The following is a 26,917-nucleotide window of genomic DNA, read 5'->3' as shown; positions in this document are numbered from 1 at the left end:
CCGCGCATTCAGGGAATCAATGCTGCTAACAACGAAGTTTCTCAGGCCTACCCCGGATCCACGCTCGGTAAAACGTGAGCGACTGAGCACGTTGTTGGAGTCCGGCTCCCCCACCCGCCTTAATCTTGTGGTCTCCCCCGCCGGCTTCGGCAAGACGACCCTGTTAGCACAATGGTGCTCGCAGTATCCATCAGCCAGTGCCTGGTTATCCCTGGACGAACACGACAACTCTCCCCGCCGCTTCTGGGAATACGTCATAGGAGCTTTCGAATACGCCGGGATGATTGGGCTTGAGGATTGCAGGAAGCTTCTGACAAAAGACTCTGAGGATGCCGTTACTGCAGCGATTACCGGCCTTATCAATGCCCTTAGCACTGGTGATACTGAATGGAACCTTGTTGTAGACGATTTCCACTTCATTCACGACAGCGCCATACTTCGGCAATTTGCGTATTTCATTGATTACCTGCCCCCTGGCATAACAATGACCGTTGCCTCAAGAACCGAGCCGCCGCTGCCACTGGCTCGCTGGCGCGTAAGGCGCTGGATCAAGGATATCCATCCGGGGCTGATGGCATTTTCTGAAACGGAGTGTCTCGCGTTTTTCCGGGACACCATGGGGCTGGATATTGCGGAAAGCGACGCGGAAGCTATCTTTCGAAAAACCGAGGGATGGGTTGCAGCCATGCAACTTGCAGCCCTCTCCGGGGGGAATTCAGGCAGCAAGCCTGGAACAACGTCGAAAATCAACCTTGATGAACGCTACATCAGTGATTACGTACTGACAGAGGTCCTCGACCAGCAACCCGAAGAGCTGAGACGCTTTCTGCTGGATACAGCCTGCTGTCCGCGGCTGTGTTCATCTCTGTGCGACGCTATATTAGAAGCCGATGGCAGCCAACTGCGTTTGGAACAACTGTTGGCCCAGAACCTCTTCCTGATTCCACTGGACACCCAGAATGAATGGTTCCGCTACCATGACCTGTTCCGCGAGGCGTTGCTACTTCGAATACGGCACAGGGAACCGGAAAGGGCCGATGCTCTGTGGCACAGGACGGTCAACTGGTTACTGACCCACGGCCACCTCCAGGAAGCCATTGGCCAGGTGGTCAAACACCAGGCCTGGTCCTGGCTTGCAACGATTCTTGCAGAGCATGGCAATAACCTCATTCACGGGGGTTACCATTTGCCAGTGCTGGAATGGCTGGATACTCTCCCACCGGAGCTTGTTGGCGACCGTCCGCAGCTCCAGATGCTTCGCATATGGGGCTTATTCTTTGCCAACCGTGTCACTGCCCTCGAACCATTGCTGACCTCTCTGGAGGACCTGCTCGACCGCCGGGTTGCTGATTCACATCCGGATGCTGAAGGTGCGCTGGGCCTGCACAGCGAGATCTCACTCATCCGCTCCTATCTTGCCCGTACAAAAGATGACGACAAGAGCGCCACCGATCTTACGCTCCAGGTTTTGAAGGATATTGACCACACACAGATCCCCCTCAAGTCCGTCACTTATTATGGCGTGGGTCTCGACAAGTACGGCAAAGGCGACCTGACGGGGGCAGAAGAAACGCTGAGCTCCGCTGTTCGTTATGGGCAACTTGAGCACAAGCCAAGTACTGTACTGACGAGCGGCGGCCTTTTGGCCTGGATCCAGTACAACCGGGGGGATATCGATAGCGCCCTGGATACCTCAACCAACGTAAGGAAATGGGTGGACGATCATTACTCTGATCCAAGCCAGCCACGCCTCATATCCTGCTGGCAGAACAGCGCGCTGACCGAAATATATCGTGAACGGAATGCCCCCGACCTGGCTGCAACTCACCTTGCACCATTGCTTGAACACGTCGAACAGGGCACAGAAGCAGGTCAGCACGTGATCATCCAGTACGTTCGTGGTCATCTGGCATTCAGCGAACGTCGCTACAGTGAAGCAATCTCTGTTCTCCAGGATGCGGCACAGGTTGGTCGGCGCCGCCGGGAGGCCATTCTGTTTGAACCTCCGGCCAGTTCTGCCTTACTGGCACGGTGCTTTCTGGCAATGGATCAGGTCGATGAAGCTCAGTCCTGTCTCGATTCAGAAGACCGGAACCGCCTGAAAAACCCTCTTCATGGCGAGCAAATCCTGATCAGTGAATCACGGGTCGCCGTTTCACGGGGTGAGGCAGATCGAGCCATAGAGATACTGCAATCGCTGCGCCCGTTAGCACAAAACAATGCTCACAACCGGCATCTTGTCGAGATTCTGCTGATATATGGGGAAGCCCTGCACCTGAAAGGACAGATCGAAGAGACCCAGACAGCATTAGCAGACGCTATCTTCCATGCGAGGCAAGCCGGATTCATCAGGCTAATGGCCGATGAAAGCCAGATCGTAAAATCTTTGCTGGCAAATCACCCCGCGCTAACAGAATCTTCAGGAGATTGGGAACAGTCGGTTCTGACCATGCTTCAGGAAGAACAGGAGGAGGTTCGCTACTCCTCACGTCCATCAGCACGGTCGCCAAGTCAGGCGCTTGCTGAACCACTTAGCCAAAGGGAACAGGAAGTGCTGTCGCTCATAAACGATGGCCATTCCAACAAAGAAATAGCCAGCCGTATGAATGTAGCGCCCGCAACAGTTAAAGCCCATATCCGCAACCTTTACGGCAAGCTCGGCGCGGGCCGACGCACTGAAGCGCTGGCCCGTGCTCGCCAACTAGGCTTGTTCACGAGCTGAATCCGCATCCACTTTGTGACCACTGTCACACTTTCCCGTAAATTTTTCAGGGGCCTACGCCCTTTGGACGATCCGGGTACGCCCCCTGATCACCTATGATTTCATTCAAGGTAAGGCGAAGCCTTGCCGCGATTTCTGAAACTTCAGGCCTTCAGATTTCTTGTTCCGCGTTGTTTCGACGCCCGGGTTCGACAGAACCCACCTTGATAAGAGCCTCCCCCCGTGGGCAGGCTCTTTTTTTTGGGAGGAGCACGTTGTCAGTGTTCAATGATACGACGAAAAGGCGGCAGCGCATCCAATAACAGCTGGCCATAGCGACGGGCAACAATACGCCGGTCAAGGATGGTTACCCTACCGGTATCGTTCTCGGTGCGGAGCAGGCGACCAACCGCCTGTACAAGTTTGATAGACGCATCGGGCACGGTGATTTCCATAAACGGGTTTCCCCCACGCTGGGTTACCCATTCAGCAAGGCTCGCTTCTATCGGATCGTCCGGAACGGAGAACGGCAACCGGGTGATCACAACGTGGTGGAGGTATTTACCAGGCAGGTCGATCCCCTCAGCAAAACTCGCCACACCGAACAAAACACTGGCCCGCCCTTCGTCGACGCGCAGACAGTGCTGCTTGAGCACTTCGCCTTTGGCCATATCATCCTGAGTAAGGATCAGATCAGGGTATTCCGGGGCGAGAGCATCTCTCACCTGCTGCATCTGTCGCCGCGAAGTAAACAGAACCAGTGTTGCCTTTTCCCCCGCCCACAGATCCGGCAGGCGTTTGACCAATTCATCACCAAAGGTGTCGTCGGTCGGCATGGCCGCCATCGCGGGTACTTCGACCGTCGCCATTTCCCCATAGCGGAAAGAACTCGGCACCACCAGGTAACGGCTTGCCTCCGGCAGCCCCGCTCTCGACCTTAAACGATCGAATTTTCCCAGCGCGGTCAACGTGGCACTGGTTAACACGGCGCCATACGTGCGGGACCATAACCGCGAATACAAGAGGTTGTCTGCGAGTACCGGCGAGCTGAACAGCGTGATATCTTCCGCGTGATCCCAACGCTGCCGGACAGACCACCGGGCTGGCGCTGGACTCTTGTAGCTCTTGGCAGGAACGCCCTTTCCTTCCGTTTCATCCGACGATTCATCGGTACTGGGTTGTCCGGTCTGCTCGCACCACGCAGCCCACAACCGCAACTGGTCTTCAGACCGGCTATGGAATGACCCGATTACCGGAAACCAGGCCTCGGCGGTGTCACGGTCGATATCATGTTCCTTACGCTCGTCGAAAGCAGCCTGCAGCTCATCGTTCAGCACGCCCAGTTGCCTGACCAGATTTGCGGTGGCAATTCGGGTTTCGGCAGCAAGTTCGGCCAGCGCCTCTGGAAGCTCACCTTCAGGATAACGCCATTGTGCTGTACGGCGTTCCTCATTGAATTCCCACCCCGTGTTCTGCTCAGCCTCTTCATATACCTTGGTAAGAACAAGGTCCACCTCCCGGGAAGCCGAACTGATGCGCTCCAACGCTTTAGCTCCCTGTGTCCCCGGGGTCAGGTAAGGCTGCATTTTTGCCAGTGCCTGAGACAGTTGTTTCAGCCACTGGCGAGTGGAGTTCAGAGGAACAGAAGCCGCAAAATGATTAAGGGCTTTATCAGGAAGGTGGTGTGCCTCGTCGAAGATAAACAGCGCGTTTTCCGGTTCCGGCAGAATCGCCCCGCCCCCCAGAGCCAGGTCCGCCAGGACCAGATCGTGGTTGGCAACAATCACATCGGCTTCGTCGAGATCCTTTCGGGCATCAAAGAAGGCACAGCTGTCAAAATAGCTGCAATGGCGATTCGTACACTGCCGGTGATCCGTTGTGACCTGCCGCCAGACATCATCGGGAATCTGTTCCGGCCAGTGGTCCCTGTCGCCATCCCAGTCACGGGAGCCGTAACTTGCGAGCATTTCTTCAAAGAAGGCTTTGGTGCCTGGTTCTTCACCCTGCGGGCCGTCAAGCAGGAACAATGGCATTGTCTCGCTGTCGCCATGACCCTCGTCGTGCAACCGGGCCTCCAGTCGGGACATGCACAGATAACGCCCCCGCCCCTTGGCCAGAGTCCAGGTGAAATCCAGTTTGCTGTGTTTTTTCAGATCCGGCAGGTCTTTGAGGACAATCTGGTCCTGCAATGCCACCGTCGCTGTTGATATCACCAGCGTTTTACCAAGAGCCTTGGCCACTGGAATCGCGGCAATAAGGTATGCAAGTGTTTTTCCGGTACCCGTACCGGCTTCAACCACGCAAGCCGAGGCCGGTGACGTACGCTGGCCGTCATTTTCAGTAATATCACCCATGTATCGGGCGATTTCCGCAATCATCAACCGTTGGCCGTAACGGGCTTTTACGTCCTTGCCCGAAAGGACATCACGGTAGCTCTGCTGAATCTGCTGCTTGATGTCGTCCGTAAGCGCCATTACCGGGGGCTCACCCAGTCACGCACGATACCAACACGGAAGCGTTGTCCCTGTTTGCTCAGAACGACACCTTCTTCGGTGATGCGTTCGACGAGCAGGCCGTCGAACCGGTCGCCGGTGCGAAGATAGCGGTCGTTGATCATCACACGACGAGCGGAAGGGTCAGAAGCATAAAGGTGGCTGTTAAACGTCAAATCGGGAATGCTCTTTTGAAATGAAAGTGGCAGCTCCACAAGATGCGGGACTCGCTCACTAAACTCGGGTTCGGGCGTTTGGGTGCTTTCATCATTGGACGCGGCGGATGGCACAATAATCGTTGCCTTTTCACGAACCGGCTCGACAAGTTCATTGCGGCCGGATTCGGATACAGCGGGATCAGCAGCGGGCGCTTCCGGATCACCCGGTACGTCAAGGTCCGGGGCACTTTCCGGTGCGACGGTCTCTTCTTGAGACTGACCCGGGACCACAGGCACTGAAGATTCCTGTACCTCGGCTGCGCCGCCGGAGGGAACCGCTGCCACCTTCCGGCCTGCAGAATCTCCGGGCCAGAAAATCACCGCAAGGACAGCAGCATTGACCACAAGCGCAAGGGCAATCCATACAGCCGGTGAAATTCCTTTCTTTTTAGGCCGATGGATAAGCTGGACCTGCTGCCCCAGATCGGGAACCTTGCCCTGTCGGCGTTCGGTTTCCGACTTTCTCAGTGCATCCAGAATGTAGGACATCGATCAGCCCTCCGTTACTGGCGAAGGAAGCAGACGGGGAACTTTCACATCCAGGTCATTATTGATCTGAATGAGGGTCATCGCGCCCGCAATGCCGTCGACTACGAGGCCCTTCCGGGACTGGTACCAGCGAACCTGCTCTTCCGCGGCCAATCGCTTCACCCGGGCGGACTCAACCTCCGTGAGGTTCAGACGATCAGCCAACTCCATCATACGTGCGCCAATCCAGAGAGATTCTCCATTGCCCGCCAGATTAAACTCATCGTTCGTCCGGTATTCCGGTAACTGCCACAGCACGCGATATTCTCCGAACCAATAAGGTTCGATGCTATTGAACGAGACGGAAACCGGGCCGCTGGTAGTCAATATCTCCGCTACATCGCCCTGCAGGCTACGAATAACCACAAAGCCCTGCCGACCTCCATCACCTTGCAAAAACAGCATCACCGGTCGGTTGAGGAACTCGATACTGCGACGGCTGCCTTGTCGCTCAAGGCACCCCAAGCCAGCTTCCAGGGCAAAGTCGCAGGCGATGGGAGACTGAGCGGGATTGTAATCCCTGCCCCAAGCTGAAAACAGCAGCCGGAACGCTGTCGCAAGATTGTGCGAATCATTGCCGAAGGAAAAGCTTCTTGCACCGGCAGACTGAATCGCTTCCGGTGTATCAGGCTCTTCCGACGGAGGCGCGGGCTGATCCCGAACGATAAGCCCACCCTGAACACTCAACGCTTCCTGATTGTTCACAGGTGCCCCGCTGTCGTCTCCTGACGCAGCGCTGGTCTGTAACCAGGGCTCCATTAGCCATACTGTAGCGATGACAGTCAGTAACACCACAGCCAACGCCATGAGCACTCTGTTCGCTCCCAAAACCCCTGATTTTGCGCCAGCTGGCTCAGGCCCAAGCGTGTTGCCACGAACTTCCCTGGCTGCCAAACGTATGTGGGCAGGCGTGATCTGATGCTCACCTTCCGCATACGCACCAAGCAGCGCGCGATCACTAATAAGGTTAATCAGGCGGGGAATACCCTGGCTTTCACGGTAGAGACGCTTGATGGCGGCTGCGGAAAAGATATCACCGCGCAGGCCGGCCACGCTCAGACGATACCGGAGATAGGCCGGAAGTTCCGGTCGCTCAATGGCATCCAGGTGGTAGCGTGCCGTTACTCGCTGGTTAAGTTGCCGGAGTTCCGGTAGCGCCAGCATCTGTTGAAGTTCTGGCTGCCCCAGCAGAACAATCTGCAGAAGTTTTTTTTCAGCGGTTTCCAGATTTGTCAGCAGTCGCAGCTGCTCCAGAACGTCCGCTGAGAGGTTCTGGGCCTCGTCGATCATCAATACCTTATGCCGACCCGCCGCATGGGCTTTAAGCAGGTCCTGATTTATGAGATCAACAAGCTGTTTGATGCTGGCACCGACGTCATGCTGAATCTCCAGTTCATCACAAACGCTGGACAGCAATTCCCTGGCAGAAAGCCTCGGATTGAGCACCAGAGCGATGTCGACATTATCCGGCACATTTTCGATGAAACACCGGGAAACGGTGGTTTTTCCTGTACCGACCTCTCCGGTAATGACAATAAAGCCGCCCTGGCCTTGAACCCCGTACATCAGGTGAGCAAGCGCTTCTTTATGGCGATCACTGAGATACAGGTATCGGGGATCAGGGGCTATGGAGAACGGAGGTTCCCGAAAGCCGAAAAAGTCGTAATACATGGGTGTCCAGTCTGGTGCTCAGGCGCCGGGCTTGCCTCAGGTTTCATGCCTCGCCGGGATATCGCGGTATCATACCGTCCGCCAGAAGGGCCTGTCACCTCAGGAAGCGCCTGAATCGGTATTACTTATCAGACGCAATTCCGCTTTTCGGCGATTCTGATTCTTCAGGCGCTGTACACACCGCTCAAGCGTTTTACTGATACGAGCATGGGAGCGAATCATGGAAATCTTGGGCCAGGTTGCCCGTTCCCCGGCAAGAATCAGTTCTCGGATAAACTCCGGATCGGGATTAGAAATAATGCGCCGATAATGCCTGGCCGTATATGTAGGTGCAATAGTTACATCGCCGGAGTAACGCTGGGCAAGCATGGTGTAAACCTGCCCCGACAATTGCCTGAGCAGTTCCGGCCTGACCCGTTTGCGAAGATAGTCAAACACCCCGGTACCATGGAACTGAACCTCCGATTTCAGAAGGTGCATCGGAAGATTGGCCAGCGACAGCTTTTCATCGCTACCTTTTCCATTCAGGAATGGCACAACGTGGGGATTTGTCTGGCTGACGATGGTGAAGTTGACGTCGTACAGGTGCATCAGGCGGTCAACCGGCAAATCACTGACCACCGAGCCATCAACAAACCTGAGCCGCGGCATATAGGGCAGCGAATTTCCCTGAAGGTCTTTCTTCATCAGAGTGACCGGCGGGAAGATCATCGGCACTGCGGCACTGGCAAGAACAGCACTCCAGACAAGCAGGTAGGGCGATGTGTAGCCACACAGCAGCCGCGCCTTCTGGTGGGCCTGCACCGGCGATACGCTGACATTGATCGAACGACCGCTGCGCTGAAATGCCTCCTCAAAGGTATAATTCCCGATGTTCGCCTTCAGGCAGGAACGGAGTTGTTCCTGGTCCATCATTCCTTCACCGCGGAATGCGCTTAACAACCCCTTCCACTTCCAGGCTTTGAGATTATGGCTCTCGGGTATCAGCATGTCGGGAATTTCTGCGTCGGTATGGACACCGAGTATCCCCGCAATAATGGCACCCGCACTGGAACCGGCAATTACCTGTGGAAGCAGGCCCTTTTCCCAGAGCGCCTTGATCACGCCAAAGTGAAATATACCAAGCGTTGCGCCGCCGCTGAGCAGCAGTGATGGCCGGCCATAGCTCGTGAGGGTGTCGCGGAAAAACTGAAGTTTGTCGGCTTCTGAAAAGCCGGGAACCGGGTGGTCACAGAGAAAGTCCAGAGACTCACAGACCTGTGCGATATATTCCTCAATCAGGTGCTTTGTGCCCACTCTGGAACGGGTGTACAGGGCCGGGTTACCCATGTTGCCCAGATCGTGGTGCAGACCTTCGCGCAGGGCCCGCTTAAGACGATCAAAATCGTTCTGCTGGCGGTATTGCTTGAGGTTGCTGAGACGGTCGTAGATCAGTTCGTAATGATAGAGGTCGGAAGCGAAATCCTCTTTCCAGTCGGCATTGCCTTCAAGGAAATCCAGTTCCAGCGCAGCGGCTTTCCACACCTCGTAGTTCGGCGCCTCCGCAAGCATCTTCCGGAACTTGTTGATCCGTGGATCCTTAATCACCCTGACCTCCTGTCTCTTTCAGAATTCGTCAGAAATCCTCAAGCATCAAATCTTCATCGTCGCCAGCTGCGAAAGGATCTTCAACCACCTTACCATCATTGATCAGGAATTCCCGACGCTGCAAGAAGGCATTACGAACAAATATGTAACTGTCTCCGGAAATGAAGCCCTCAGCGGGTATCAGGTCCGCACGTTTGTCGATGATCTGGAGCCCCCGGGCATACCAGTTTTCCGGGCTGTCCACGTTATCCCACAGCGATGGCATCACAAATCCATCCGTTGCGAGGCCTGTAAAGTAACGGGGGGTCGCAGGGCCAAGGAACGGCATCATCAGGTAGGGGCCGGAATTAACCCCCCAGTGGCCGAGGGTCTGCCCGAAATCTTCCGGGCGTTCAGGCAAGTCAAACGCCGTGGCCACATCAATAAGACCACCAAGGCCAAAAACGGTGTTGTAGGTGAAGCGCCCTGCAGCCACCACCGCAGACTCTCCCTTCAATTGCAGTATGCTATTGGTGAGATTTCTGACTTCCTGCAGGTTATTGAAGAAGTTGGTGACCGCTTTATCTACAAAATCCGGAGTAATCGCCCGATAGCCCTGGGCTACCGGTTTGAGAATCCAGCGATCCATGGTTTCATTGAAGGAGAATACTTTGCGGTTCCAGTTCTCGTACGGATCTACCGGATCAACATTATTGGCTTCATCGGATTCATAGTTTTCCGCCGTCTGTGCGGAGGCAAACCCCACAGGTACCAGAAAAACTGCGGTAGTCAGAATAAGCCCTAGCTGCCAGCGCCGGAAGAATGTTTCTCTCATCATCTGCTCTTGGGTTGTCTATAGAGTTTCAGTTCGTCGAAAATACCGGCGCTTATTTATATTTATTTAAACTTCACCGCTGTCTGGAGGCACTTGATGTCCGTACCAGGAAATCACGTTAGCACGATTACCATGCCGCTTCGCTGGGGCGACATGGACGCCTATGGGCATGCCAACAATACGACCTATTTCCGCTTCTTTGAAGAAGCCCGTATCGTATGGCTGGCCTCTCTGGAAATTGGCGGCCCGGAAGAACCTACCGGGCCCGTGATCATAAAAACCAGCGCTACCTTCCTGAAAGAGCTCACGCATCCCGCCACGGTCATCGTAAAAACATACGCAGACAAAGCAGGCAATACCAGCCTGGACACTTACCATCTGCTAACGGATGCGGACAGCGGAGAAGTCTATGCGGAGGGTTACGCCAAGATAGTCTGGTTTGATCGCACAGCAAGAACTTCAGCGGCACTGCCCGATGTTCTCAGAACATTGGCAGCCCGCTGATTTCACGTCATTCCCGTACTAGCGGCGGCGTATCACAACGCTGCCGACGGAATAACCAGCACCAAACGAGCAAATCACACCCAGGTCGCCCGAAACCAGATCATCCTTGTGCTTGTGGAACGCAATGATGGAGCCAGCAGAGCTGGTGTTCGCGTACTCATCCAGTATCACTGGAGCCTCGTCCAGGGTGGCATCGCGACCGAGAACCTTGCGAGCGATCAACTGGTTCATATTCAGGTTCGCCTGGTGCAACCACATCCGACGCAGGTCGTCCGGAGCCAGTGACAGAGACTGAAGCTGGTTCTGGATCATTTCAGCGACCAACGGTGAAACTTCCTTGAAGACCTTCCGGCCTTGCTGAATGAACAGCTTGTCTGGCTTTCCGATGCCAGATTCATCCGCCCGGTTCAGGAATCCGAAGTTATTACGGATGTTGTTGGAGAACTTGGTTTTCAGAGTGGTTCCCAGAATCTCGAAGCCCTGCCCTGATGCGGTATCTTCCTCACGCTCAACCAGAATGGCCGTGCAGGCATCACCAAAGATGAAGTGGCTGTCGCGGTCGCGGAAGTTCAGGTGGCCGGAACAGATTTCAGGACTTACAACCAGAACGGAACGCGCCGCGCCATTCTCGACCGAGTTTACAGCCGCCTGCAGGCCGAAAGTGGCGGAACTGCAGGCTACGTTCATATCGTAGGCAAAGCCTTCAATACCAAGCGCTTCCTGAACTTCGATAGAGACAGCCGGGTAAGCCCTCTGCATGTTCGAGCAAGCGACGATCACCGCGTCGACATCGGCAACCGTTTTACCTGCCTGAGCCAACGCCTCATTACAGGCAGCGACGGCCATTTCACACTGAACGGATGGCGCGTCATTACTCCGCTCCGGAATGTACGGCGTCATCCGGTCGGGATCGAGAATACCTTCCTTGTCGATCACATGGCGTCGCTTGATTCCTGACGCCTTCTCGATAAAGGCAGAAGATGAAGGCTGCAGTGCCACAAGATCGCCACTGGCAATCGCATCTGCGTTCTCGGCATTGTATAGCTCTACGTACTGGTTGAAAGCTTCTACCAGTTCATCATTATCAATCGTTGCAGGCGGTGTATAGAGACCGGTACCGCTAATGACGGCTTTAATCACGCTAACCCCACGTCATGTTTGTAAAATCGGGCGACATGAATGTCGTAGTTAAGGAAATAGTAACACAGTCTCTCGTAATTGCTCGCCAGCTAACAGTGCATATAGCACCGATTCTGTGCATTTGACCGAAGGCGCTAAACTCTGGTCTGTTCCCACTGTTTGTCCAACCGTTTGACGGAAACCGTCATTGCGGTACCCAACTGCTGAGCGAAAAACGATACCCGGAACTCCTCCAGCATCCAGCGATAGAGCACCAATTCCGGGTCCCGGACACCCTGGCGCTGCAGCTCATCCCGCTTGGTCGCATAGCGTGACCACAACGGTTCGATGGTATGCAGAAATTCTCGTTCTTTCCCCATTTCCCTGGGCATTTTTTCCAGGCGCACCAAAGCGGCCTCGAAATAGCGGCCAAACTGATCCAGCCACGTTGCGGGTGTAGATACCAGGAAACCGGGATAGACCAGATTCTCAAGCTGAAACTTTATATCGGCCATGCTGTTGGCGAGGGCCAGGTTGATTTTACCCTTGAGCTGCTTCGCCACCTTCTGGTACCCAGACATAGCCTGGTATAGCCGCTCGTCGGCCTGCTCCAGCGCCGGGATGAAATCGCCACGATGGCGATTAAAAACCTGATCGAATCCATCTGCTGACCGTGGCAACTCTTCAGCAAGAAAATGCTGGATGGCGGTAGCCAGCAGGAGGTCGTCCAGGAGAACCTTTGCCTGCCCCACCGGCGCAAACATCAGCGCCGAGTGCTTGAACTTCGGCAGCTTGCGCTCAAGCCCGTCGAGTGTTTTACCAAATCGGTTGATGATAAGTCGGGCGACGGCTTTTCGGGTCTCATCTTCCGCCGTCAATTGATCGAGACACCGAATTTCCCGAACATTCTTGCCCTGGTCTTCCAGCGCAGGGTAGACAGTGACCTGCATCCCCCCTTTTTCGGTCTGAACGGAGTCAGGAATGGCTCCGAACTGCCAGTCTGCATACTCCCTGGCCTCCCGTCTGTCGGATTCGGTCGAAGCAGCAGACGCCAGGGCCTCTTCGGCTTTACCTTCAAGGCGGTTCTGGAGGCTTGAGGTGTCGCGACTTTCCGCAAGAACCTTGCCTTTGTCGCCCATGACACGCACGTTCATTCGCAGGTAACGGGGAAGATCGGCCTCGGTCCAGGCTTCAGGATCAATCCGAACCCCCGTCATCCGGCGAAGCTGTTCTCCAAGCTGCAAAGCCAGCGGCTCATTTGAGGGTTGCATGTTAGCCAGTGCTGCATCCACGAAGTCCGGCACCGGCACAAAATTCCGACGCAAGGATTTCGGCAGCCCTTTCACCAGAGCTATGCACTTTTCCCGTAACAGGCCAGGGACAATCCATTCAATCCGCCGGGACGGGATTTGCTTAAGCGCCATCAACGGCACTTGCAGCGTCACGCCATCCCGTTCGCTGGTGGGTTCGAATTCATAACTTAATGGGTAGCGAACACCTTCCCACTCAAGGTAATCCGGGTATTGCTGAGCAGCGCCGGAATCCATCGGGCGCTGAAGAATATCCTCTTCCGTCAGCTCAAGGCCTTTCAATCCTTCAGCCGAAAGTCCCTTCCACCAGCTTTCAAAATGACGACCACTGACGACATCCTCGGGTAGCCGTTCATCGTAGAAATTGACGAGGGTTTCATCATCAACCAGAAGGTCCCGCCTGCGGGTTTTCTTCTCAAGGTTTTCGACGGTATCGAGAAGCTCCCGATTGCGGGCAATAAATGGCGCTTTGCTCTGGTAGTCCCCTTCAACAAGGGCCCGACGAATAAACAGGTTTCGACATTCCTGCGGGTCAATTTTGCTATAGGCAATCCGCCGCTTGGGCACCACATCCAGGCCATAAAGGCTGACTTTCTCATACCCCATCACCTGAGCACGCTTCTGCTCCCAGTGCGGCTCGAAGTAATGACGCTTTACCACATGTCCGGCAAGGGGCTCTATCCACTCCGGCTGAATCGAGGCCACCATACGGGCAAAGACCTTGCTGGTTTCAACAATTTCAGTGGCAACAATCCATTTGGGCGCGGTTTTAACAACCTTCGAGCCCGGAAAAATCATCACCTTGCGGTTGCGGGTCGCCAGGTACTCCCGTTTCTCAACTTTCACCGCCACCTGCCCGAGCAGCCCGGCAAGTATGGCCTTATGCAACTTGTCATAACTGGCCGCATCTTTATTGAATGACAGCTTCTGCTCTCGGCAGATCAATGTCAGCTGCCGGTGTATGTCCCGCCATTCACGCATTCTCATCCAGCTCAGAAAGCTTTTCTGGCAGAGCTTTTTGAGTTGATTCTGGGACAGCTCCTGACGTTGCTCCTCATAAAAATTCCAGACATTGAGCAGCGTGATAAAATCAGATTCTTTATCGTTAAAGGGTGCGTGCGCCTGATCCGCCGCCTGCTGCTTGTCCTGCGGGCGTTCCCGGGGGTCCTGAACACTCAGGCCAGCAATGATAATCAGCGTTTCAGACAGGCTGCCCAGGTCCGCAGCCGTCACCAGCATTCGGGCGAGCCTCGGATCCAGCGGCAGTCGTGCCATGGTGCGTCCGAGTTTCGTCACCTTTCGGTGGCCATCCACCGCGCTCAGCTCTTCGAGTAGCTTGTAACCATCGTTGACCTGGCGGCGATCCGGAGCTTCAAGAAACGGGAAATGCCGGATCTCTCCCAGCCCGGATGTCGCCATCTGAAGAATGACCGATGCCAGGTTGGTACGAAGGATTTCAGGATCGGTATATTCAGGACGGTTGATAAAATCCGCTTCATCATACAGACGGAAACAGATACCTGGTGCCACCCGCCCACAACGCCCTGCCCGTTGGTTGGCACTGGCCTGGGAAACAGGCTCTATCGGCAATCGCTGGATTTTCGAGCGTACACTGTAACGGCTGATCCGGGCGACGCCGGTATCGATCACATAACGAATACCGGGCACGGTAAGCGATGTCTCGGCAACGTTTGTAGACAACACGATCCGCCGTCCGCGGTGGGACTGAAACACCCGGTTCTGCTCCTGATTACTCAGCCGGGAATACAGAGGCAGTATCTCTGTGTGTTTCAGGTCAACGTGCCGCAAAACCTTGCTAAGGTTACGGATCTCCCGCTCTCCTGGCAGGAACACCAGAACGTCACCCGGAGGCTGCTTTTCGGCCCTCTCGTGCTGTTCTATTTCGTCCAGGGCCTGAACAACACCATCTGTCCAGCCCTGGTCACGATCATCTTCATCGCCGATTAACGGCCGGTAGCGGATATCTACGGGGAAGGTCCTGCCGCTTACCTCAATAACCGGGGCCTTGTTGAAAAACTCACTGAACCGATCGACCTCAATGGTCGCAGAGGTAATGATCACCTTCAGGTCTGGCCGCTTGGGCAGCAATTGCTTCAGATAGCCGAGCAGGAAATCAATGTTCAGACTACGCTCATGGGCTTCATCGATGATCAGGGTGTCATAACGATCAAGGAAGCGGTCGTGCTGGACTTCCGCCAGCAAAATACCATCCGTCATCACTTTGACCCGGGAGTGCTCGGAAGTCGTGTCGGTAAAACGGACCTGATAACCAATCTGCTGCCCTGTCTGCTCACCCAGCTCCTCAGCAATTCGGGCTGCGACGCTACGGGCCGCGATCCTTCGAGGCTGGGTATGCCCAATCAATCCCCGCGTGCCCCTGCCTGCCTCCAGGCAAATCTTGGGTATCTGGGTGGTTTTACCCGAGCCGGTTTCACCCGCAATAATCACAACCTGATGGTTCTCGATCGCTTCACGGATATCATCAACACGCGCCGACACCGGCAAACTGTCAGGGAATGTCACCGGCTTATGAAGAGCCTGCCGCGCCCGCACTTTCGCCAGGCCACGGTCGAGCCACTGGGTCATTTTCTCCAGATCCCTGGCGGCCGGGTTACCCTTGTTTCTGGACGCAGCCCGAAGGATTCGCGCGGCCTCCTGCTGGTTACAGGTACCCAACTGTTCCAGAATGGCGCTTACGGCAGTTTTGCCCTGCCCCGGAGAATTCGGGGACCGCGAAGTATCCGTGCTGGCATTTGTCATCAGTGAACCGACTTTCTCTCGTTACCGGTGGCTTGCAGAATTTCGCGACAGTCTATCGGGAAAGACCTCGTTGTAAAAACAGAAAACCCCGCCGAAGCGGGGTTTTCTGTTTACCAGACCTGAACACGATCAAGTCATTCAGAGCATCTTATCGACATTTAGCCGTTGGCCGTGTCCCGAAGTTCACGACGCAAGATCTTACCAACGTTGGTCTTAGGCAGCTCATCCCGGAACTCAAAGTGCTTAGGCACTTTATACGCTGTCAGACGCTCCCGGCAGAATTCCTTGAGCTCATTTTCGGAGACACCTTCCGGAGTAGCAACGAGGAAGACTTTTACCGCCTCTCCACTCTTCGCATCAGGAATACCAACTGCGGCACACTCAACCACTTTCGGATGACTGCTTACCACGTCTTCGATTTCATTCGGGAATACATTGAAGCCGGAAACAATGATCATGTCTTTCTTGCGGTCAACGATCCTGATGTAACCGTCTTCCTGAATCAGCGCAACGTCGCCAGTTTTCAGGAAACCATCATCGGTAAATGACTTCTGGGTATCTTCCGGACGCTGCCAGTAGCCACGCATAACCTGAGGCCCTTGAACACAAAGCTCGCCCGGTTCACCCAGCGGAGTCTCGTTGCCCTCTTCATCAATGGTTTTGACGATAGTGGATGGGATAGGCAGGCCAATGGTGCCCAACTGGATCGCAACGTGGGGGTTAAAAGTCACCACAGGGGAGGTTTCGGTCATACCGTAACCTTCGGAGATCTCACAGCCGGTCACCCGCTCCCACATTTTGGCAGTATCGCTGGTCAGTGCCATGCCACCAGATGACGTCAGCTTCAGGGAACTGAAATCAAGGCCCTGGAACTCTTGATTATTGCAAAGTGCAACAAACAGGGTATTCAGGCCCAGGAATGCCGAGAACTTGTAGTTCTTGAGCTCCTTGACGAATCCGGGAATATCGCGGGGGTTCGGAATCAGCACGTTATGGGCCCCAGCTTCCAGCATGATCCCGCAGTTCAGAGTGAAGGAGTAGATGTGGTAGAGCGGCAGAGGCGCGATGACCACCTCCTTACCTTCTTCTACGATATCCCCCATCATCGGACGGGTCTGCAGCAGGTTCGCCACCAGATTACCGTGGGTCAGCATTGCGCCTTTGGCTACGCCGGTAGTCCCGCCGGTGTACTGGAGAACGGCGATATCATCAGACTTGCAGTCGACCGGAGTGAACTTTTCACGGGCTCCCGCACTGAGAACGGCCGGCAGTTTATGGGCGCCGGGAATATTGAACGGCGGAACCATTTTTTTAACGTGCTTGATGACCGCGTTCATCAAAGTCCGTTTGATCGGCGAGTGCATATCAGCAATTTCGGTCACGATCACGTGTTCGATGCCGGTATGAGGCAGAACCTTCTCGGCGTTCTCTGCCATATTTGCCAGAACAACAAGCGCTTTAGCGCCGGAGTCATTAAACTGATGTTCCATTTCCCGGGTGGTGTACAACGGGTTGGTATTCACTACAATCAGGCCCGCGCGCATGGCGCCAAACACAACCACCGGATACTGGGTAACGTTCGGCATCTGAACAGCAATGCGGTCGCCGGGTTTGAGATCGGTTTTGTTTTGCAGCCAGGCAGCAAAATTACGGCTTTGGGTATCCAGGTCACGGTAAGTGAGCGTTGCACCAACAGCACTGAAGGCCGGGCGATCCGCATATTTCTTTACGGCTTGCTCGAACACTTCCACCATGCTCTTGTACTTACTCAGGTCCACCTCCCGGGGCACGCCGGCGGGGTATTTGTCCTGATAGAACTGCTCAAAATCCATCACCATCTCCTGTTTGGCGTTTTTTGATTGTAATGACTTACGAGTGTAGTTCTGACCCAAAAATCAACCCTACAAAAGTATCACCCTCGAAAAAGTGGGGAGAGAATAGCAGTTTTGTTAACGATGAGGTAGCTTTCGGAATCCAAGTCCGAACACCTGTACTCAAATCAATAACGTACGGAGCACGAATATGAGCAGCCCGCTTGATACGCTGGAAAACATCACCTACGACGAACTCAATGAAGGTGATTCTGCAACTTTTACCCGCACCCTGACCGAGAATGATCTTGTTCTGTTCGCCGCGGTTTCCGGAGACGTGAACCCCGTGCACCTCGACCCCGAATTTGCTGCTGAGTCGATGTTTGGTGAACGTATCGCCCACGGAATGTGGAGCGGCTCGCTGATATCCGCTGCACTTGCAACTGTCATGCCCGGCCCGGGAACCATCTATCTGGAGCAGCATCTGGCGTTCAAACGCCCGGTCAAACTGGATGATACCCTGACGGTGACGCTGAGTGTTCTGAGGAAGGACCCGAAAAACCGTGTGGTATTCAAGTGCGACGTCACCAACCAGAACAACCAGAAGGTCGTATCAGGCGAAGCAAAGGTCATCGCACCCACCGAAAAAGTCTCCCTGCCGAAGCCGGTTCTGCCGGATATCGCCATCAAAGATTGATCGGGCGCCGTTCAACCGGGCAGGAAATCAATCGGGAACCTGACTCTTCTGGTTCCCACGTTTTCTGCCCCAAAATCGAACAGACGCACCCTCATGGCAATTCTCTGCTCCAGCGAGGGGTTTGCAAGCTCTGAGCCGATTACCCTGCAATCGGATACTGAACCGTCAGGTTCGATTACCAGCTCCAGGGTAACCTTTCCCTCCAGGGTCGGGTCCTGGCGAAGTTCACGGCGATACAGCGAATATAGCGCCGCTTTCTGAGCATCAAACACGCGACGGATGGTACTCATAGCCCGTTCTTCATCACCCCTGCCGGACGCGCTTTGCTTATGCGATCCACCAGCATTGGCAACCTGCTTTTCAGCTACCGCAGTTGTGTCTACCTTTTTAACGGTATGAGCTGCAACAAGGGCGTCCACAACCGGCCTTGAGACTTCTTCGATTCCGCCACTGCCCCGAAGAACATTCGGCGGATTGTTTGTATCCGTCGCCAGATCTTTCACTTCGATCGCTGTTTCATTCCCGACGTTAGCTTCCAGTCGCCGGGGCTCAGAGATCGACGGAGTTCGCAGGGCTGCAAGCCGGTCTTTCATGGCCAAAAGCCCAGAATGAGACGCTTTTTCCCTGGCAGCCTCAACGCTCTGCGCCACAGGCTCTTCAGCACTCTTCGGTGTTGTCTGCTCTACGGGCGCTGGAGCAGGTGCTACCTCTTCCCTGGGGAGCTTTGCATTGGCTAACGGCTCATCTTCAAGCGGTTGAACCGTAACCGGATCAGAGGGTTCAGGTCGCTGCAGAAGCTTCGCCAGTTGCGGTGGAATTTTTTCTGCTGTTGCCCGCTCAAGATCTGGCAAATCGATTATCGGGATCATCACAGCCGGTAAAGAAAACGCGGCAATCATCAGCCCGAGTATGACCCCGAACCATTGATTTTCACGATGCCCGCTGGCCCAGGGCAGACCTGATCCCACACACCCCAACCCGCTCACATCAGCCATTGCGGATCTCCGCCTCTACTGCAAGCCTGACCTGTCTGAATTGTTCATCCACACAGGTTTGCATAATCTTTCTGAGTAGACGGTAATCAGTATCCCGGCCTGCCATTATCGTCACCGGAAGCCCCTCCTCCGGCACGGCCTCCCTTTGCCCGCGCCGATAAGCCAGCTCTTCCGAAAGGCCAGCAACTGTACGGTCATTCGGTTTAATACCGTCGATGCGCGCCACTTCCCGCCCCTGGACGAGTATTGTCCCTGCCACGAGTTGAACCGTCAGATTCTCGCCTGCTTGCTCTCTGGCAGTAGAGGATGGCAACGGCACGTTGGCGGTGTTCTGCATGACTTTCACATCTGACGAATTCACCATCAGGAAAAACACAAGGATGGTGAAAATATCCATCAGAGAAACGAGATTCAGACCACCGCTCCGGTGCATGCGGCCGTAGTGGCGCTGCAGGCGTCTTGATTTCCGTGAAGGTTTCATGCGCCAACCCCCGTTTGCTCCGGAGCCCGAGCTTTGGCAAGTTTTCGGTTTTCGGGCGCATCGATCAGGGACACGTCCGGAAATAGCTCGCCCTCGACCAGGCTTGCCGCAACCACTGCCGGATAGGAGCGCACGGTATCCATCACGGTCACCAGAGTCTGATAATCCACCTCTGGGCCCACCTCCAGTGTGATGTCGGTTTTATCGGGGAACCTCGCCTTGATGCTACGCAGTTCACTGCGCAGGGCCTTAAAGTCCTGACCGGATACTCCGGCTGGAAGCACGCTGATCAACCCTCTTTCGCTGTCAGATATCTCGATGCCTTCCGGGATCAGAGTCACCATAAGGCTGATCGTCTCGGCTACGACTTCCTCGCCGACTGCGTCTCCGGGAAAATTCAGCTCAATCATCCTGATCTGACTGAACACCATACCCAGCAGCAGAACCGGCACCAGAATAATCATCAGGTTCATGAATGCCGTGATATCCAGCTCTGCCGATGTGCTGCGCTTCCTGTGGCGTCGTCTCACCTACCACCTCCTGCGGACTCAGGCCGCAGCCTGGTTCATTGGATCAGATACGATATTGAGCAGTTTCACCCCTGCCATCTCGAAACTGTCCACGATCTCGTTGGTTCGGGTTTGCAGAACCGCATGGAACATCAGCAAGGGTATCGCAGACATAAGGCCAAATGCTGTGGTGTTCATCGCCACAGAAATGCTCTCGGACAGCAAACTGGCTTTCTGTGCAGGATCTGCAGCAGCCACGGCGGTGAACGCTGCGATCAGGCCAATGATGGTTCCGAGAAGTCCAAGAAGTGTCGCGATGTTAGCCAGCGTTGCCAGGTATTGCGTGCGTTTTTCCAGTCGCGGGAGTACCTCCATTAACCCTTCTTCCATCGCATATTCAATATCTTCACGACGGCTGTCGGATAACAGCCGTCCAAGGCCGGCACCCATAATGGATGCGATGGCGCTGGTCGACCCGTTCGCTACCTTCATAGCCCGCTGATAATCCCGCTTTTCCAGCAATGGCAAAATACCGCGTTCAAACGCCACCCGGTTACGACGCCGGACCGACCCCAGATAAATAAAACGCTCTATGGTTATCGCCAGCCCTACCGCGAGTACCACCGCGATCGGGTACATGAAGGCTCCGCCCTCCTGAAAGAAACGAATCGTTGTTTCCAGCATAGTGTTATCTCCGTCTTTCTATTACATCGGGCTCTGAGCGCCAACGGGGCGCAGAGTCAGGGGATTCAGGGTTTCTCTGAATAATCGATGGCGCTCAATCGCCCTCGGATCCAAAGCCTGTTCGAGGTTCGGTGCACTGACATTCAAATCGGCTCTCGGGCGGCGCGGGAGACTGGGTGCCTGCCATGGCAGGATATAAAGCACCCGGGGTTCATCCTCCCCCATAGATCGTGAGATACCTTCCACGGACAGCCTTACCTCACGGACTTCTCTGCTAACCTGCGATGAACCTTCGTTCGCAGCGCCTGCCTGACTACCAAAACTTCCGAATACCGCAGCGGCTACCAACGAATAGAACGGTGATATCCTCATTCAATCTATCCTCCGTTCAAGATCGGCAATCCATCCCGCCACTCGCGTATCACCGTCTCCGTTCAATTCCCGGTAATGGCGATAATGGATAAGCGCTGTTTCGAGATCGAGCAGATAGAGCTCACTGATCACCGCAAGGTTGAAGTGCAGTTCAGCGGTATCCGGGGAATAGGCCAACCCTGTTTCCAGAAGGCTGATGGCATCTTTGAAGCGTTTGTCTTCGGAGTACAGGAGCGCAAGGTTATTGACCGTGGCGGCATCTTCAGGGTCCAGATTGACAGCAGCCTGCCAGGAGTCCATAGCACTGTGTTTTCGCCCCTCATCGAAGGCCAGCCGCCCTTCCCGCACCAGTTGTTTTGCCTGTTGACGGGCATGGGCCTCACCCTGCTCAGTGGAAACCGACTGCAAAGGAGCTGTCGAGCAGCCCACAAGCACAAGCAGCACGCATAACGATAAAACGCCGCCAGGGTAGTGATTACGAAGCATCATCGTCATCCTCTTTCGTCCAGCTCATCCATCGGACAGAACGGTCGTAACGCCCCGGATTCAGCCTTGCCAATACCGCCATACTCTTTCCAATCCATGGGTCATAGCCTTCCTCCGCAATGCGGCGATGGTTATCTGAGTGCAATCCAATAGCCTTCTCTTCAAAGGGAAAAGCCTCTTCCTCAAGAAGCATCTGGTATTGCATGCCTTCGAGTTCGTTGAGTTCTTCCGGCACGGATGACGCCATCAAGTCCCTTGCCAGAGTCCGGTACAACTCTGCACGGCGGTAGAGAGACTCGGAGCGTACAGCTTCCCCGCCCAGTGATTCAGCATCCAGAAAATGCTGTCGTGCGGATTCAAGGGCGCTTTGCTTGCGATCAAGCGACGCCGCCAAGGGCTGCATCAGCTGAACAGAGGAAAATACAGCGGCAGCCCTTGCCCCCATCACCAGCGACTGCCGTGCGGACCAGGCCAACGTTTCCTGCGAATGCCAGGGACTTGCCATCTCCTGTGCCACCATTTCCTGCCGCAATCGGCCAGGATCGTCCATGGAAGCAATCAGACGATTACGTATTGTCTGAAGCTCCAGGTGTTTGGCAGCACTGTCTGCCTCAGGTCCGGTTTTCAGATAGCTCAGATAGAGTTCATTTCTGCGAGTTTTATCGCCGGCTTCGTGGAACAGCGCTGCCGCCCTAAGCCTTATCGACCACGGGTCGCGTTCCAGGTCTATCCCGGCAAGCAGTTCATTGGCAGCCGATAACGGCTGGCCGGAGCTTGTGTAGGCGAATACAAGTTTGTCTTTAATGCGGCCAGCCAGTGGGTGGTCAGGGAATGCCTTGCGAAATGAGATGAGTTCAGGGATCGCATCGCTGTATTCAGCGGCTTGAAGCAGAGTATTGGCCGCCTCGAACCTTGCCTTGATGGCAATTTCCGAACCGGGCATCGCCGCCTCTACCCGGTGGAAATGCCCCACTGCCAGAATCGGCTTCCCAGTGGCATTGGCGTGCTCAGCCTGTTGGTAGATTGCTCCTGCAAGCTGCCGGCGGACCTGCTGCTCGGCTCCCTCAGGTAACTCTGGCCACGTCTCCGCCTCCATCAATTGAAGCGCGTGAGTCCATGCTTCTTCAGCGAGAACATACTCCCCCGTCTCTTGACGAACATTGCCAATCAATACCCAGGCGGCATAACGTTCCGGTGTCGTTGAATGTTCAAGAAGCAGAACCTTCCCCGCGTAGGCCAATGCTACCTCTGGCAGCCCCTGTTCGCGCCATCGCCTGGCCACAAAAACCATCAACCCGGGAAGTCGGGGGTCATCATGAAAGGCCATGGCGAACCTGTCGGACTCAGCGGTCACGCTTTCCAGATCTGATTCATAGTGATCCCTTAGCACCGCAACCGCGGCCCAACCGGAATCAGCCGCTTCCGGATAATCAGCGATGTCATAGGCTGCCGTCCGGAAACTGTCTAACGCATTCGCAGCATTGCCCGCTTGCAGAAACGCGTCACCGGCAAGACGCCATACCTCACCCGATTGCGCCTGACGGCGCGCAACACCGAAGTAGTAAGTACCGGCCTTCTGAAAAGACGCCTGGTATCCGGCAACATCCTGTTGCTTCTGCTCCGTGCCCCGGTAGTAGAAGTAATCTGCCAGTTCCCTGCTTAACACCTGCCATCGGGCCTGCTCAGCCATTTGCAGGCTCGAATAGCCAGCATCCGAACCAAACATTTCGACATAATCAGCTTTCGCTTCCCGGGCCTTGGGGAGGTCGCCTGCCAACTGCCACACGGCAGCGATCTGTGCCATGAAATCCGCTTTCCTTGGATGATCCGGCGCAATCGCAACAAACAACCTGTTTACTTCAACGCTCTTTTCAAAGTGTCCCTGGGCGGCGTAATAATCAGCCAGTCGGTCGAACGCCAGGTATGCCCACCGCCGACTACCCGTCTCACCGTGGCTCGCCTTGAGCTCAGACTTGCCTCCAAGCCAGGCAATCAGACTATCGCCACCCTTCTGGCGGGCAGCCATCACTGCGAGCATGCGCAGGGTGTCGTCTATGGTATCGGCATCAGTATCCCTCACCGATTCGAGCACAGACGTATTCGGAATCCGTTCCTGGAGTACCTGGCAGAATGTCTTTCCCGCGCGATCCCAGGCCGCTTGCCCCTGTTTGAACTGACTCCAGCCGAGCATATAGCGGGCTTTTTCAGCCATGCCGGCTCTATGCCCTGCATTTGAGCTATGCGCTGTATTTATTGCGTCCAGATAGAACGTTTCTGCAACAGCATACTCGGCGCTGGCAAATGCCGACTCAGCAATCCGGAAATAGGCTTCGGCTACCAGTGGGGACTTCGGATACAGGCCGACCAACTGCTTCAGCCGGTTAATGGACTTTTCGGACTCTCCGGTCAGAGCGTGAGCTTTCGCCATCTGATAGAGAAGTTCGTCCAACCTGCCGGTGAACGAACCGTGAGCAAGTATTGACTCATAGCTGTCCAGAGCCTGCTGGTAGACTGCGACTTCCTGCTCCGGGGAAAAGCCTATGCTCTCCCCGGAGCGATCCCGAATATTGCCAAGCCGGTTCAAAGCATCGATACGGACTTCCGGCTCGTCTGAGACTTCAAAGAGCTGCTGATATCGCCTGGCCACTTCCGCAGGCGAGATCGCTGGTAACGGCCTGGTTTCGAAGGTCAGGAACACCGGCCGCATATCCTCAATGGTGTCGCCGTCTCGCCCCAGTTCCACTCGAAAACTCTCCTGACCTACAACCGGTGCACCCAGAATGAGGCCCACGACAATGAACAGAACCCGCTTCATGGCGACTGTTCCTCAAGCTTCCTGAGGGCCAGGTATTCGTACAGGTGGGCAACCTGTTGATCAGCTTTATTCAGGGCAAATGCCATGCGCTGATCTTGTCGTGCGATATAGTCCAGGGCGATAATATCGAGCTCAGAGCTGGCAACATCCCGAGCCTGCTTTACCTCCGAAATGAGCGAGCGGCTAGTAGCCAGCAGTTGTTTTGCCTCTGAACGTTTTACACGCATCGAACCCGCCTGTGTCTTCGCTTTGCCTCCCAAAAAATCATCGATGGAAACAATAAATACGGTGAGATCGCGGCTTTGTTGCTCAAGGACAGTAAGCAGATCTTCCAGCTCAGCCACTTGGGCTACAGTCCTCTGGGCCAGGGGGGCATCCATAAACCCGAACAGGTAGGCCATACGGGGCTGGGTCAGAGTTCGGCTGTCCGCAAGGAACCACTCTTCGTCGATATTGCGTGCGTCTTCGACCAACGCCTTATAGGCTCCTATCTCCCGGACACGATCACGGAGCCTTCGCAGGGTAACCCTTTCACTTTCGTAGGCTGCACTAGCCGCAAGAAACGCTTCGCCGGACTGACCGAGATAGCCCGCAAGGTCATAACCCCGCCCCATTCCGATCCAGGCATCAGCAACCCCGGGATAGGCCATTGGGAATTTCTTTGCCCGATGCCAACTCTGCATCGCTTCCCGATAATTACCCCGCTCAGAAAGGGCCAGGCCATGAAGGTACAGAGCTTGTGGAGCCCTGTAGCTGTCCAATGGCACCCTCTTCAGAAACCCTATGGCTTTGTCATAATCCCCGCTGACGTATGCTAATTGACCAGCTCGCACCAGCAAGCGGCCCCGGAGATCCCGGGCACGCTCCTCGTTGCTGTCCTTTTCCGTCATCGCCAGTGCAACTCTTAGCGCAACCAGGGCCCGAGAGGGGTTGAGGTCGGTGGATGCGAAATCATTGGCGAGGTTAAGATAGCCTACAGCGGCCCAGTATCCGGCCTGCATTGACGCCAGGATTTTCCCCGCAGCCTCCGGCTGGTTCGCCTGCCGAGCCAAATCAGCCAATGCAAAACGTGCCTCCTGACGGATTTCGCCAAAGCCCGTATTCTCTGCCAGCTCGTACCAGTTAACCGCCTCGTCACTTTTCCCCGCCTCAGCAAGAATGCGGGCATGAACCAATGCCGCTTCTCCCCGGTGATAACCGGACTGCACCACTGCGTCCAGAGCGCTCACTCCTTCGTCCACCTGCCCGCTTTCAATCAATAACAGAGCCCGCAAATAAGGCGCTGACTCGCCCCGCAGGCTGTCTTTGAGAGGCAATACCGGCACAATGTTTCCAGTGGCCAGTGCAAAGGTGACAAGGCCCGCTTCGAATCGATCAGGTGGAAGACCCTCGGCGGCACTGGCGGCACCAGACAGTCCTGGCAGCTGAACAACCAGAGCAAAGCAGATGAGAAAATTCGGGAGAAAGGAAACAGGACCGTATTGGAGCATCATCCGGGTTACTGCCATTCCAGGACATTAACAGACGGCTCATAATCCGGCGCACGAGCTTCAAGCACGAGCTGAACCCGATAGGTACCCGTTTTCTTGTAAAAGTGGTGTGTGGCTTCGCGACGAACAAACTGATCCTTGGCTGTTCGTACGGAAAACACCACTTTCAGTACATGCTTTCCGTTAGTCAGGTTGCCGGTAAACAGTTGTTGCACTCCACCTCTCTCAAGGGCCTCCCGTTCACGGGGGGAGTATAGGTGCGCAGAAACCGGTTGCTCATCGATAGAAAGCTCGACGGCATCGACATCCAGATCGTTCCGGCTTGCAAGTGTCAGAAAAACTGCCACTCGGGTATCAATCGGCTGCAACAAATCCTGCTCGAATTGATGAACCTCTGCACTGTGAGCGGTCACCTTTGCCCGGAGCTTGTCTGTAGGACTTTCAATGGACATTCCGGCAGTCGCATCGAGCGTCACGAAAGGGCAAACGGCCGCAACCACTGCGGCAACACGGAATACTCTGGGAGAGATCATCCGGCATACTGGTAATTGTTCTTTGCCGAACATGGGGTGAGCTGCCTCCTGCCTGTGCATCATCGGCAATCTTATGTAACAAGACGACAGGAAGCGTAACACTTGGTTACTCACAAGAACGGTATCCAGATCACCAAATGGAAAACCGCTTTAGAAAGAGAGGTAATGTGTCGATTAATTTGACACAGAAGTAACAAAGTGTCAGATCATTGGGATTGAACTCTAAAAAAGCCCCTCCAACCAATTGAATAAAAAAGACTTTATTGGAGTGGTCTTATATTTGCTCGTAAGGAAGGGACGGGGTAGCCCAAGTAAGGGC

General features: G+C 54.9%; 20 protein-coding genes. 3 read left to right on the top strand and 17 right to left on the bottom strand.

The features are described 5' to 3' along the window. The first annotated feature begins 19 nt into the window (after window positions 1–19). Window positions 20–2,722, top strand: coding sequence for a winged helix-turn-helix domain-containing protein (locus FWJ25_RS06925; protein ID WP_149599516.1), 2,703 nt, complete (start codon window positions 20–22; stop codon window positions 2,720–2,722). A gap of 257 nt (window positions 2,723–2,979) precedes the next feature. Here FWJ25_RS06925 and dinG read toward each other — a convergent pair whose 3' ends face one another. From dinG to FWJ25_RS06900, 5 genes are all read right to left on the bottom strand, one after another. After that, window positions 2,980–5,175, bottom strand: a complete 2,196-nt coding sequence (gene dinG / locus FWJ25_RS06920; protein ID WP_149599515.1) for an ATP-dependent DNA helicase DinG — start codon at window positions 5,173–5,175, stop codon at window positions 2,980–2,982. Beyond that, window positions 5,175–5,900: a general secretion pathway protein GspB gene (locus FWJ25_RS06915; RefSeq protein WP_149599514.1), complete on the bottom strand. Its 726-nt coding sequence runs from the start codon at window positions 5,898–5,900 to the stop codon at window positions 5,175–5,177. The genes dinG and FWJ25_RS06915 overlap by 1 nt, the downstream gene beginning before the upstream one ends. A gap of 3 nt (window positions 5,901–5,903) precedes the next feature. Then, window positions 5,904–7,610 carry an ExeA family protein gene (locus tag FWJ25_RS06910; RefSeq protein ID WP_149599513.1) on the bottom strand — a complete coding sequence of 569 codons (1,707 nt, stop codon included), beginning with the start codon at window positions 7,608–7,610 and terminating at the stop codon, window positions 5,904–5,906. A gap of 99 nt (window positions 7,611–7,709) precedes the next feature. Further along, window positions 7,710–9,197, bottom strand: a complete 1,488-nt coding sequence (locus FWJ25_RS06905) for a DUF3336 domain-containing protein (protein WP_149599512.1) — start codon at window positions 9,195–9,197, stop codon at window positions 7,710–7,712. Window positions 9,198–9,225: 28 nt separating this feature from the next. Then, complete coding sequence (locus tag FWJ25_RS06900; protein ID WP_149599511.1) at window positions 9,226–10,011, bottom strand: MlaA family lipoprotein; 786 nt, start codon at window positions 10,009–10,011, stop codon at window positions 9,226–9,228. A 96-nt stretch (window positions 10,012–10,107) separates the two neighbouring features. On the opposite strand from FWJ25_RS06900, the gene FWJ25_RS06895 reads away from it, so the two are divergent. After that, on the top strand, window positions 10,108–10,515 hold the full coding sequence (locus FWJ25_RS06895) for an acyl-CoA thioesterase (RefSeq protein WP_149599510.1): 408 nt from the start codon (window positions 10,108–10,110) through the stop codon (window positions 10,513–10,515). Window positions 10,516–10,533: 18 nt separating this feature from the next. On the opposite strand, the gene FWJ25_RS06890 is transcribed toward FWJ25_RS06895, so the two are convergent. The 3 genes from FWJ25_RS06890 to FWJ25_RS06880 form a co-directional block, all read right to left on the bottom strand. Then, the gene (locus FWJ25_RS06890) at window positions 10,534–11,655 is read right to left on the bottom strand and encodes a beta-ketoacyl-ACP synthase III (protein ID WP_149599509.1); all 1,122 of its coding nucleotides are present in this window, start codon (window positions 11,653–11,655) and stop codon (window positions 10,534–10,536) included. Window positions 11,656–11,789: 134 nt separating this feature from the next. Continuing rightward, window positions 11,790–15,725: an ATP-dependent RNA helicase HrpA gene (gene hrpA / locus FWJ25_RS06885; protein ID WP_188093576.1), complete on the bottom strand. Its 3,936-nt coding sequence runs from the start codon at window positions 15,723–15,725 to the stop codon at window positions 11,790–11,792. Window positions 15,726–15,883: 158 nt separating this feature from the next. Continuing rightward, complete coding sequence (locus FWJ25_RS06880) at window positions 15,884–17,557, bottom strand: long-chain fatty acid--CoA ligase (protein ID WP_149599508.1); 1,674 nt, start codon at window positions 17,555–17,557, stop codon at window positions 15,884–15,886. A gap of 190 nt (window positions 17,558–17,747) precedes the next feature. On the opposite strand from FWJ25_RS06880, the gene FWJ25_RS06875 reads away from it, so the two are divergent. Beyond that, window positions 17,748–18,233, top strand: a complete 486-nt coding sequence (locus FWJ25_RS06875; RefSeq protein WP_149599507.1) for a MaoC/PaaZ C-terminal domain-containing protein — start codon at window positions 17,748–17,750, stop codon at window positions 18,231–18,233. Window positions 18,234–18,244: 11 nt separating this feature from the next. Here the strand turns inward: FWJ25_RS06875 and FWJ25_RS06870 are convergent, their stop codons facing one another. The 9 genes from FWJ25_RS06870 to FWJ25_RS06830 are packed head-to-tail and all read right to left on the bottom strand — an operon-like array spanning window position 18,245 to window position 26,631. Continuing rightward, complete coding sequence (locus tag FWJ25_RS06870) at window positions 18,245–19,228, bottom strand: AgmX/PglI C-terminal domain-containing protein (protein WP_246166678.1); 984 nt, start codon at window positions 19,226–19,228, stop codon at window positions 18,245–18,247. After that, window positions 19,221–19,709, bottom strand: coding sequence for an ExbD/TolR family protein (locus FWJ25_RS06865; protein ID WP_149599506.1), 489 nt, complete (start codon window positions 19,707–19,709; stop codon window positions 19,221–19,223). The genes FWJ25_RS06870 and FWJ25_RS06865 overlap by 8 nt, the downstream gene beginning before the upstream one ends. After that, window positions 19,706–20,239, bottom strand: coding sequence for an ExbD/TolR family protein (locus tag FWJ25_RS06860; RefSeq protein ID WP_149599505.1), 534 nt, complete (start codon window positions 20,237–20,239; stop codon window positions 19,706–19,708). Before FWJ25_RS06860 ends, FWJ25_RS06865 begins: the two co-directional genes overlap by 4 nt. Window positions 20,240–20,257: 18 nt before the next feature. Further along, window positions 20,258–20,902: a MotA/TolQ/ExbB proton channel family protein gene (locus tag FWJ25_RS06855; protein WP_149599504.1), complete on the bottom strand. Its 645-nt coding sequence runs from the start codon at window positions 20,900–20,902 to the stop codon at window positions 20,258–20,260. Between the two features lie 21 nt (window positions 20,903–20,923). Further along, entirely contained in the window at window positions 20,924–21,274 is a 351-nt protein-coding gene (locus FWJ25_RS06850) for a hypothetical protein (RefSeq protein WP_149599503.1), read from the bottom strand. Further along, complete coding sequence (locus tag FWJ25_RS06845; protein ID WP_246166677.1) at window positions 21,275–21,763, bottom strand: hypothetical protein; 489 nt, start codon at window positions 21,761–21,763, stop codon at window positions 21,275–21,277. After that, window positions 21,750–24,575 (bottom strand): tetratricopeptide repeat protein, encoded by a 2,826-nt coding sequence (locus FWJ25_RS06840; protein WP_149599502.1) that lies wholly within the window; start codon window positions 24,573–24,575, stop codon window positions 21,750–21,752. The genes FWJ25_RS06845 and FWJ25_RS06840 overlap by 14 nt, the downstream gene beginning before the upstream one ends. Further along, on the bottom strand, window positions 24,572–26,083 hold the full coding sequence (locus FWJ25_RS06835; RefSeq protein ID WP_149599501.1) for a tetratricopeptide repeat protein: 1,512 nt from the start codon (window positions 26,081–26,083) through the stop codon (window positions 24,572–24,574). The genes FWJ25_RS06840 and FWJ25_RS06835 overlap by 4 nt, the downstream gene beginning before the upstream one ends. Continuing rightward, window positions 26,074–26,631, bottom strand: coding sequence for an AraC family transcriptional regulator (locus FWJ25_RS06830; RefSeq protein ID WP_246166676.1), 558 nt, complete (start codon window positions 26,629–26,631; stop codon window positions 26,074–26,076). The genes FWJ25_RS06835 and FWJ25_RS06830 overlap by 10 nt, the downstream gene beginning before the upstream one ends. Window positions 26,632–26,917 lie beyond the last annotated feature (286 nt).

The organism is Marinobacter salinexigens (assembly GCF_008370345.1).
Taxonomy (GTDB): Bacteria; Pseudomonadota; Gammaproteobacteria; order Pseudomonadales; family Oleiphilaceae; genus Marinobacter; species Marinobacter salinexigens.
The sequence above is the reverse complement of the archived record's forward strand: the minus strand, read 5'-3'. Positions and strand labels throughout refer to the sequence as shown.

What these genes read in the sequence shown, in the direction of transcription:
- FWJ25_RS06865 (WP_149599506.1), bottom strand. Translation starts at nt 19,709, where the DNA reads ATGAAACCTTCACGGAAATCAAGACGCCTGCAGCGCCACTACGGCCGC.
- FWJ25_RS06835 (WP_149599501.1), bottom strand. Translation starts at nt 26,083, where the DNA reads ATGGCAGTAACCCGGATGATGCTCCAATACGGTCCTGTTTCCTTTCTC.
- FWJ25_RS06910 (WP_149599513.1), bottom strand. Translation starts at nt 7,610, where the DNA reads ATGTATTACGACTTTTTCGGCTTTCGGGAACCTCCGTTCTCCATAGCC.
- FWJ25_RS06900 (WP_149599511.1), bottom strand. Translation starts at nt 10,011, where the DNA reads ATGAGAGAAACATTCTTCCGGCGCTGGCAGCTAGGGCTTATTCTGACT.
- FWJ25_RS06875 (WP_149599507.1), top strand. Translation starts at nt 17,748, where the DNA reads ATGAGCAGCCCGCTTGATACGCTGGAAAACATCACCTACGACGAACTC.
- dinG (WP_149599515.1), bottom strand. Translation starts at nt 5,175, where the DNA reads ATGGCGCTTACGGACGACATCAAGCAGCAGATTCAGCAGAGCTACCGT.
- FWJ25_RS06870 (WP_246166678.1), bottom strand. Translation starts at nt 19,228, where the DNA reads ATGGCTGATGTGAGCGGGTTGGGGTGTGTGGGATCAGGTCTGCCCTGG.
- FWJ25_RS06925 (WP_149599516.1), top strand. Translation starts at nt 20, where the DNA reads ATGCTGCTAACAACGAAGTTTCTCAGGCCTACCCCGGATCCACGCTCG.
- FWJ25_RS06880 (WP_149599508.1), bottom strand. Translation starts at nt 17,557, where the DNA reads ATGGATTTTGAGCAGTTCTATCAGGACAAATACCCCGCCGGCGTGCCC.
- FWJ25_RS06855 (WP_149599504.1), bottom strand. Translation starts at nt 20,902, where the DNA reads ATGCTGGAAACAACGATTCGTTTCTTTCAGGAGGGCGGAGCCTTCATG.
- FWJ25_RS06850 (WP_149599503.1), bottom strand. Translation starts at nt 21,274, where the DNA reads ATGAGGATATCACCGTTCTATTCGTTGGTAGCCGCTGCGGTATTCGGA.
- FWJ25_RS06895 (WP_149599510.1), top strand. Translation starts at nt 10,108, where the DNA reads ATGTCCGTACCAGGAAATCACGTTAGCACGATTACCATGCCGCTTCGC.
- FWJ25_RS06840 (WP_149599502.1), bottom strand. Translation starts at nt 24,575, where the DNA reads ATGAAGCGGGTTCTGTTCATTGTCGTGGGCCTCATTCTGGGTGCACCG.
- FWJ25_RS06845 (WP_246166677.1), bottom strand. Translation starts at nt 21,763, where the DNA reads ATGATGCTTCGTAATCACTACCCTGGCGGCGTTTTATCGTTATGCGTG.
- hrpA (WP_188093576.1), bottom strand. Translation starts at nt 15,725, where the DNA reads ATGACAAATGCCAGCACGGATACTTCGCGGTCCCCGAATTCTCCGGGG.
- FWJ25_RS06915 (WP_149599514.1), bottom strand. Translation starts at nt 5,900, where the DNA reads ATGTCCTACATTCTGGATGCACTGAGAAAGTCGGAAACCGAACGCCGA.
- FWJ25_RS06830 (WP_246166676.1), bottom strand. Translation starts at nt 26,631, where the DNA reads ATGTTCGGCAAAGAACAATTACCAGTATGCCGGATGATCTCTCCCAGA.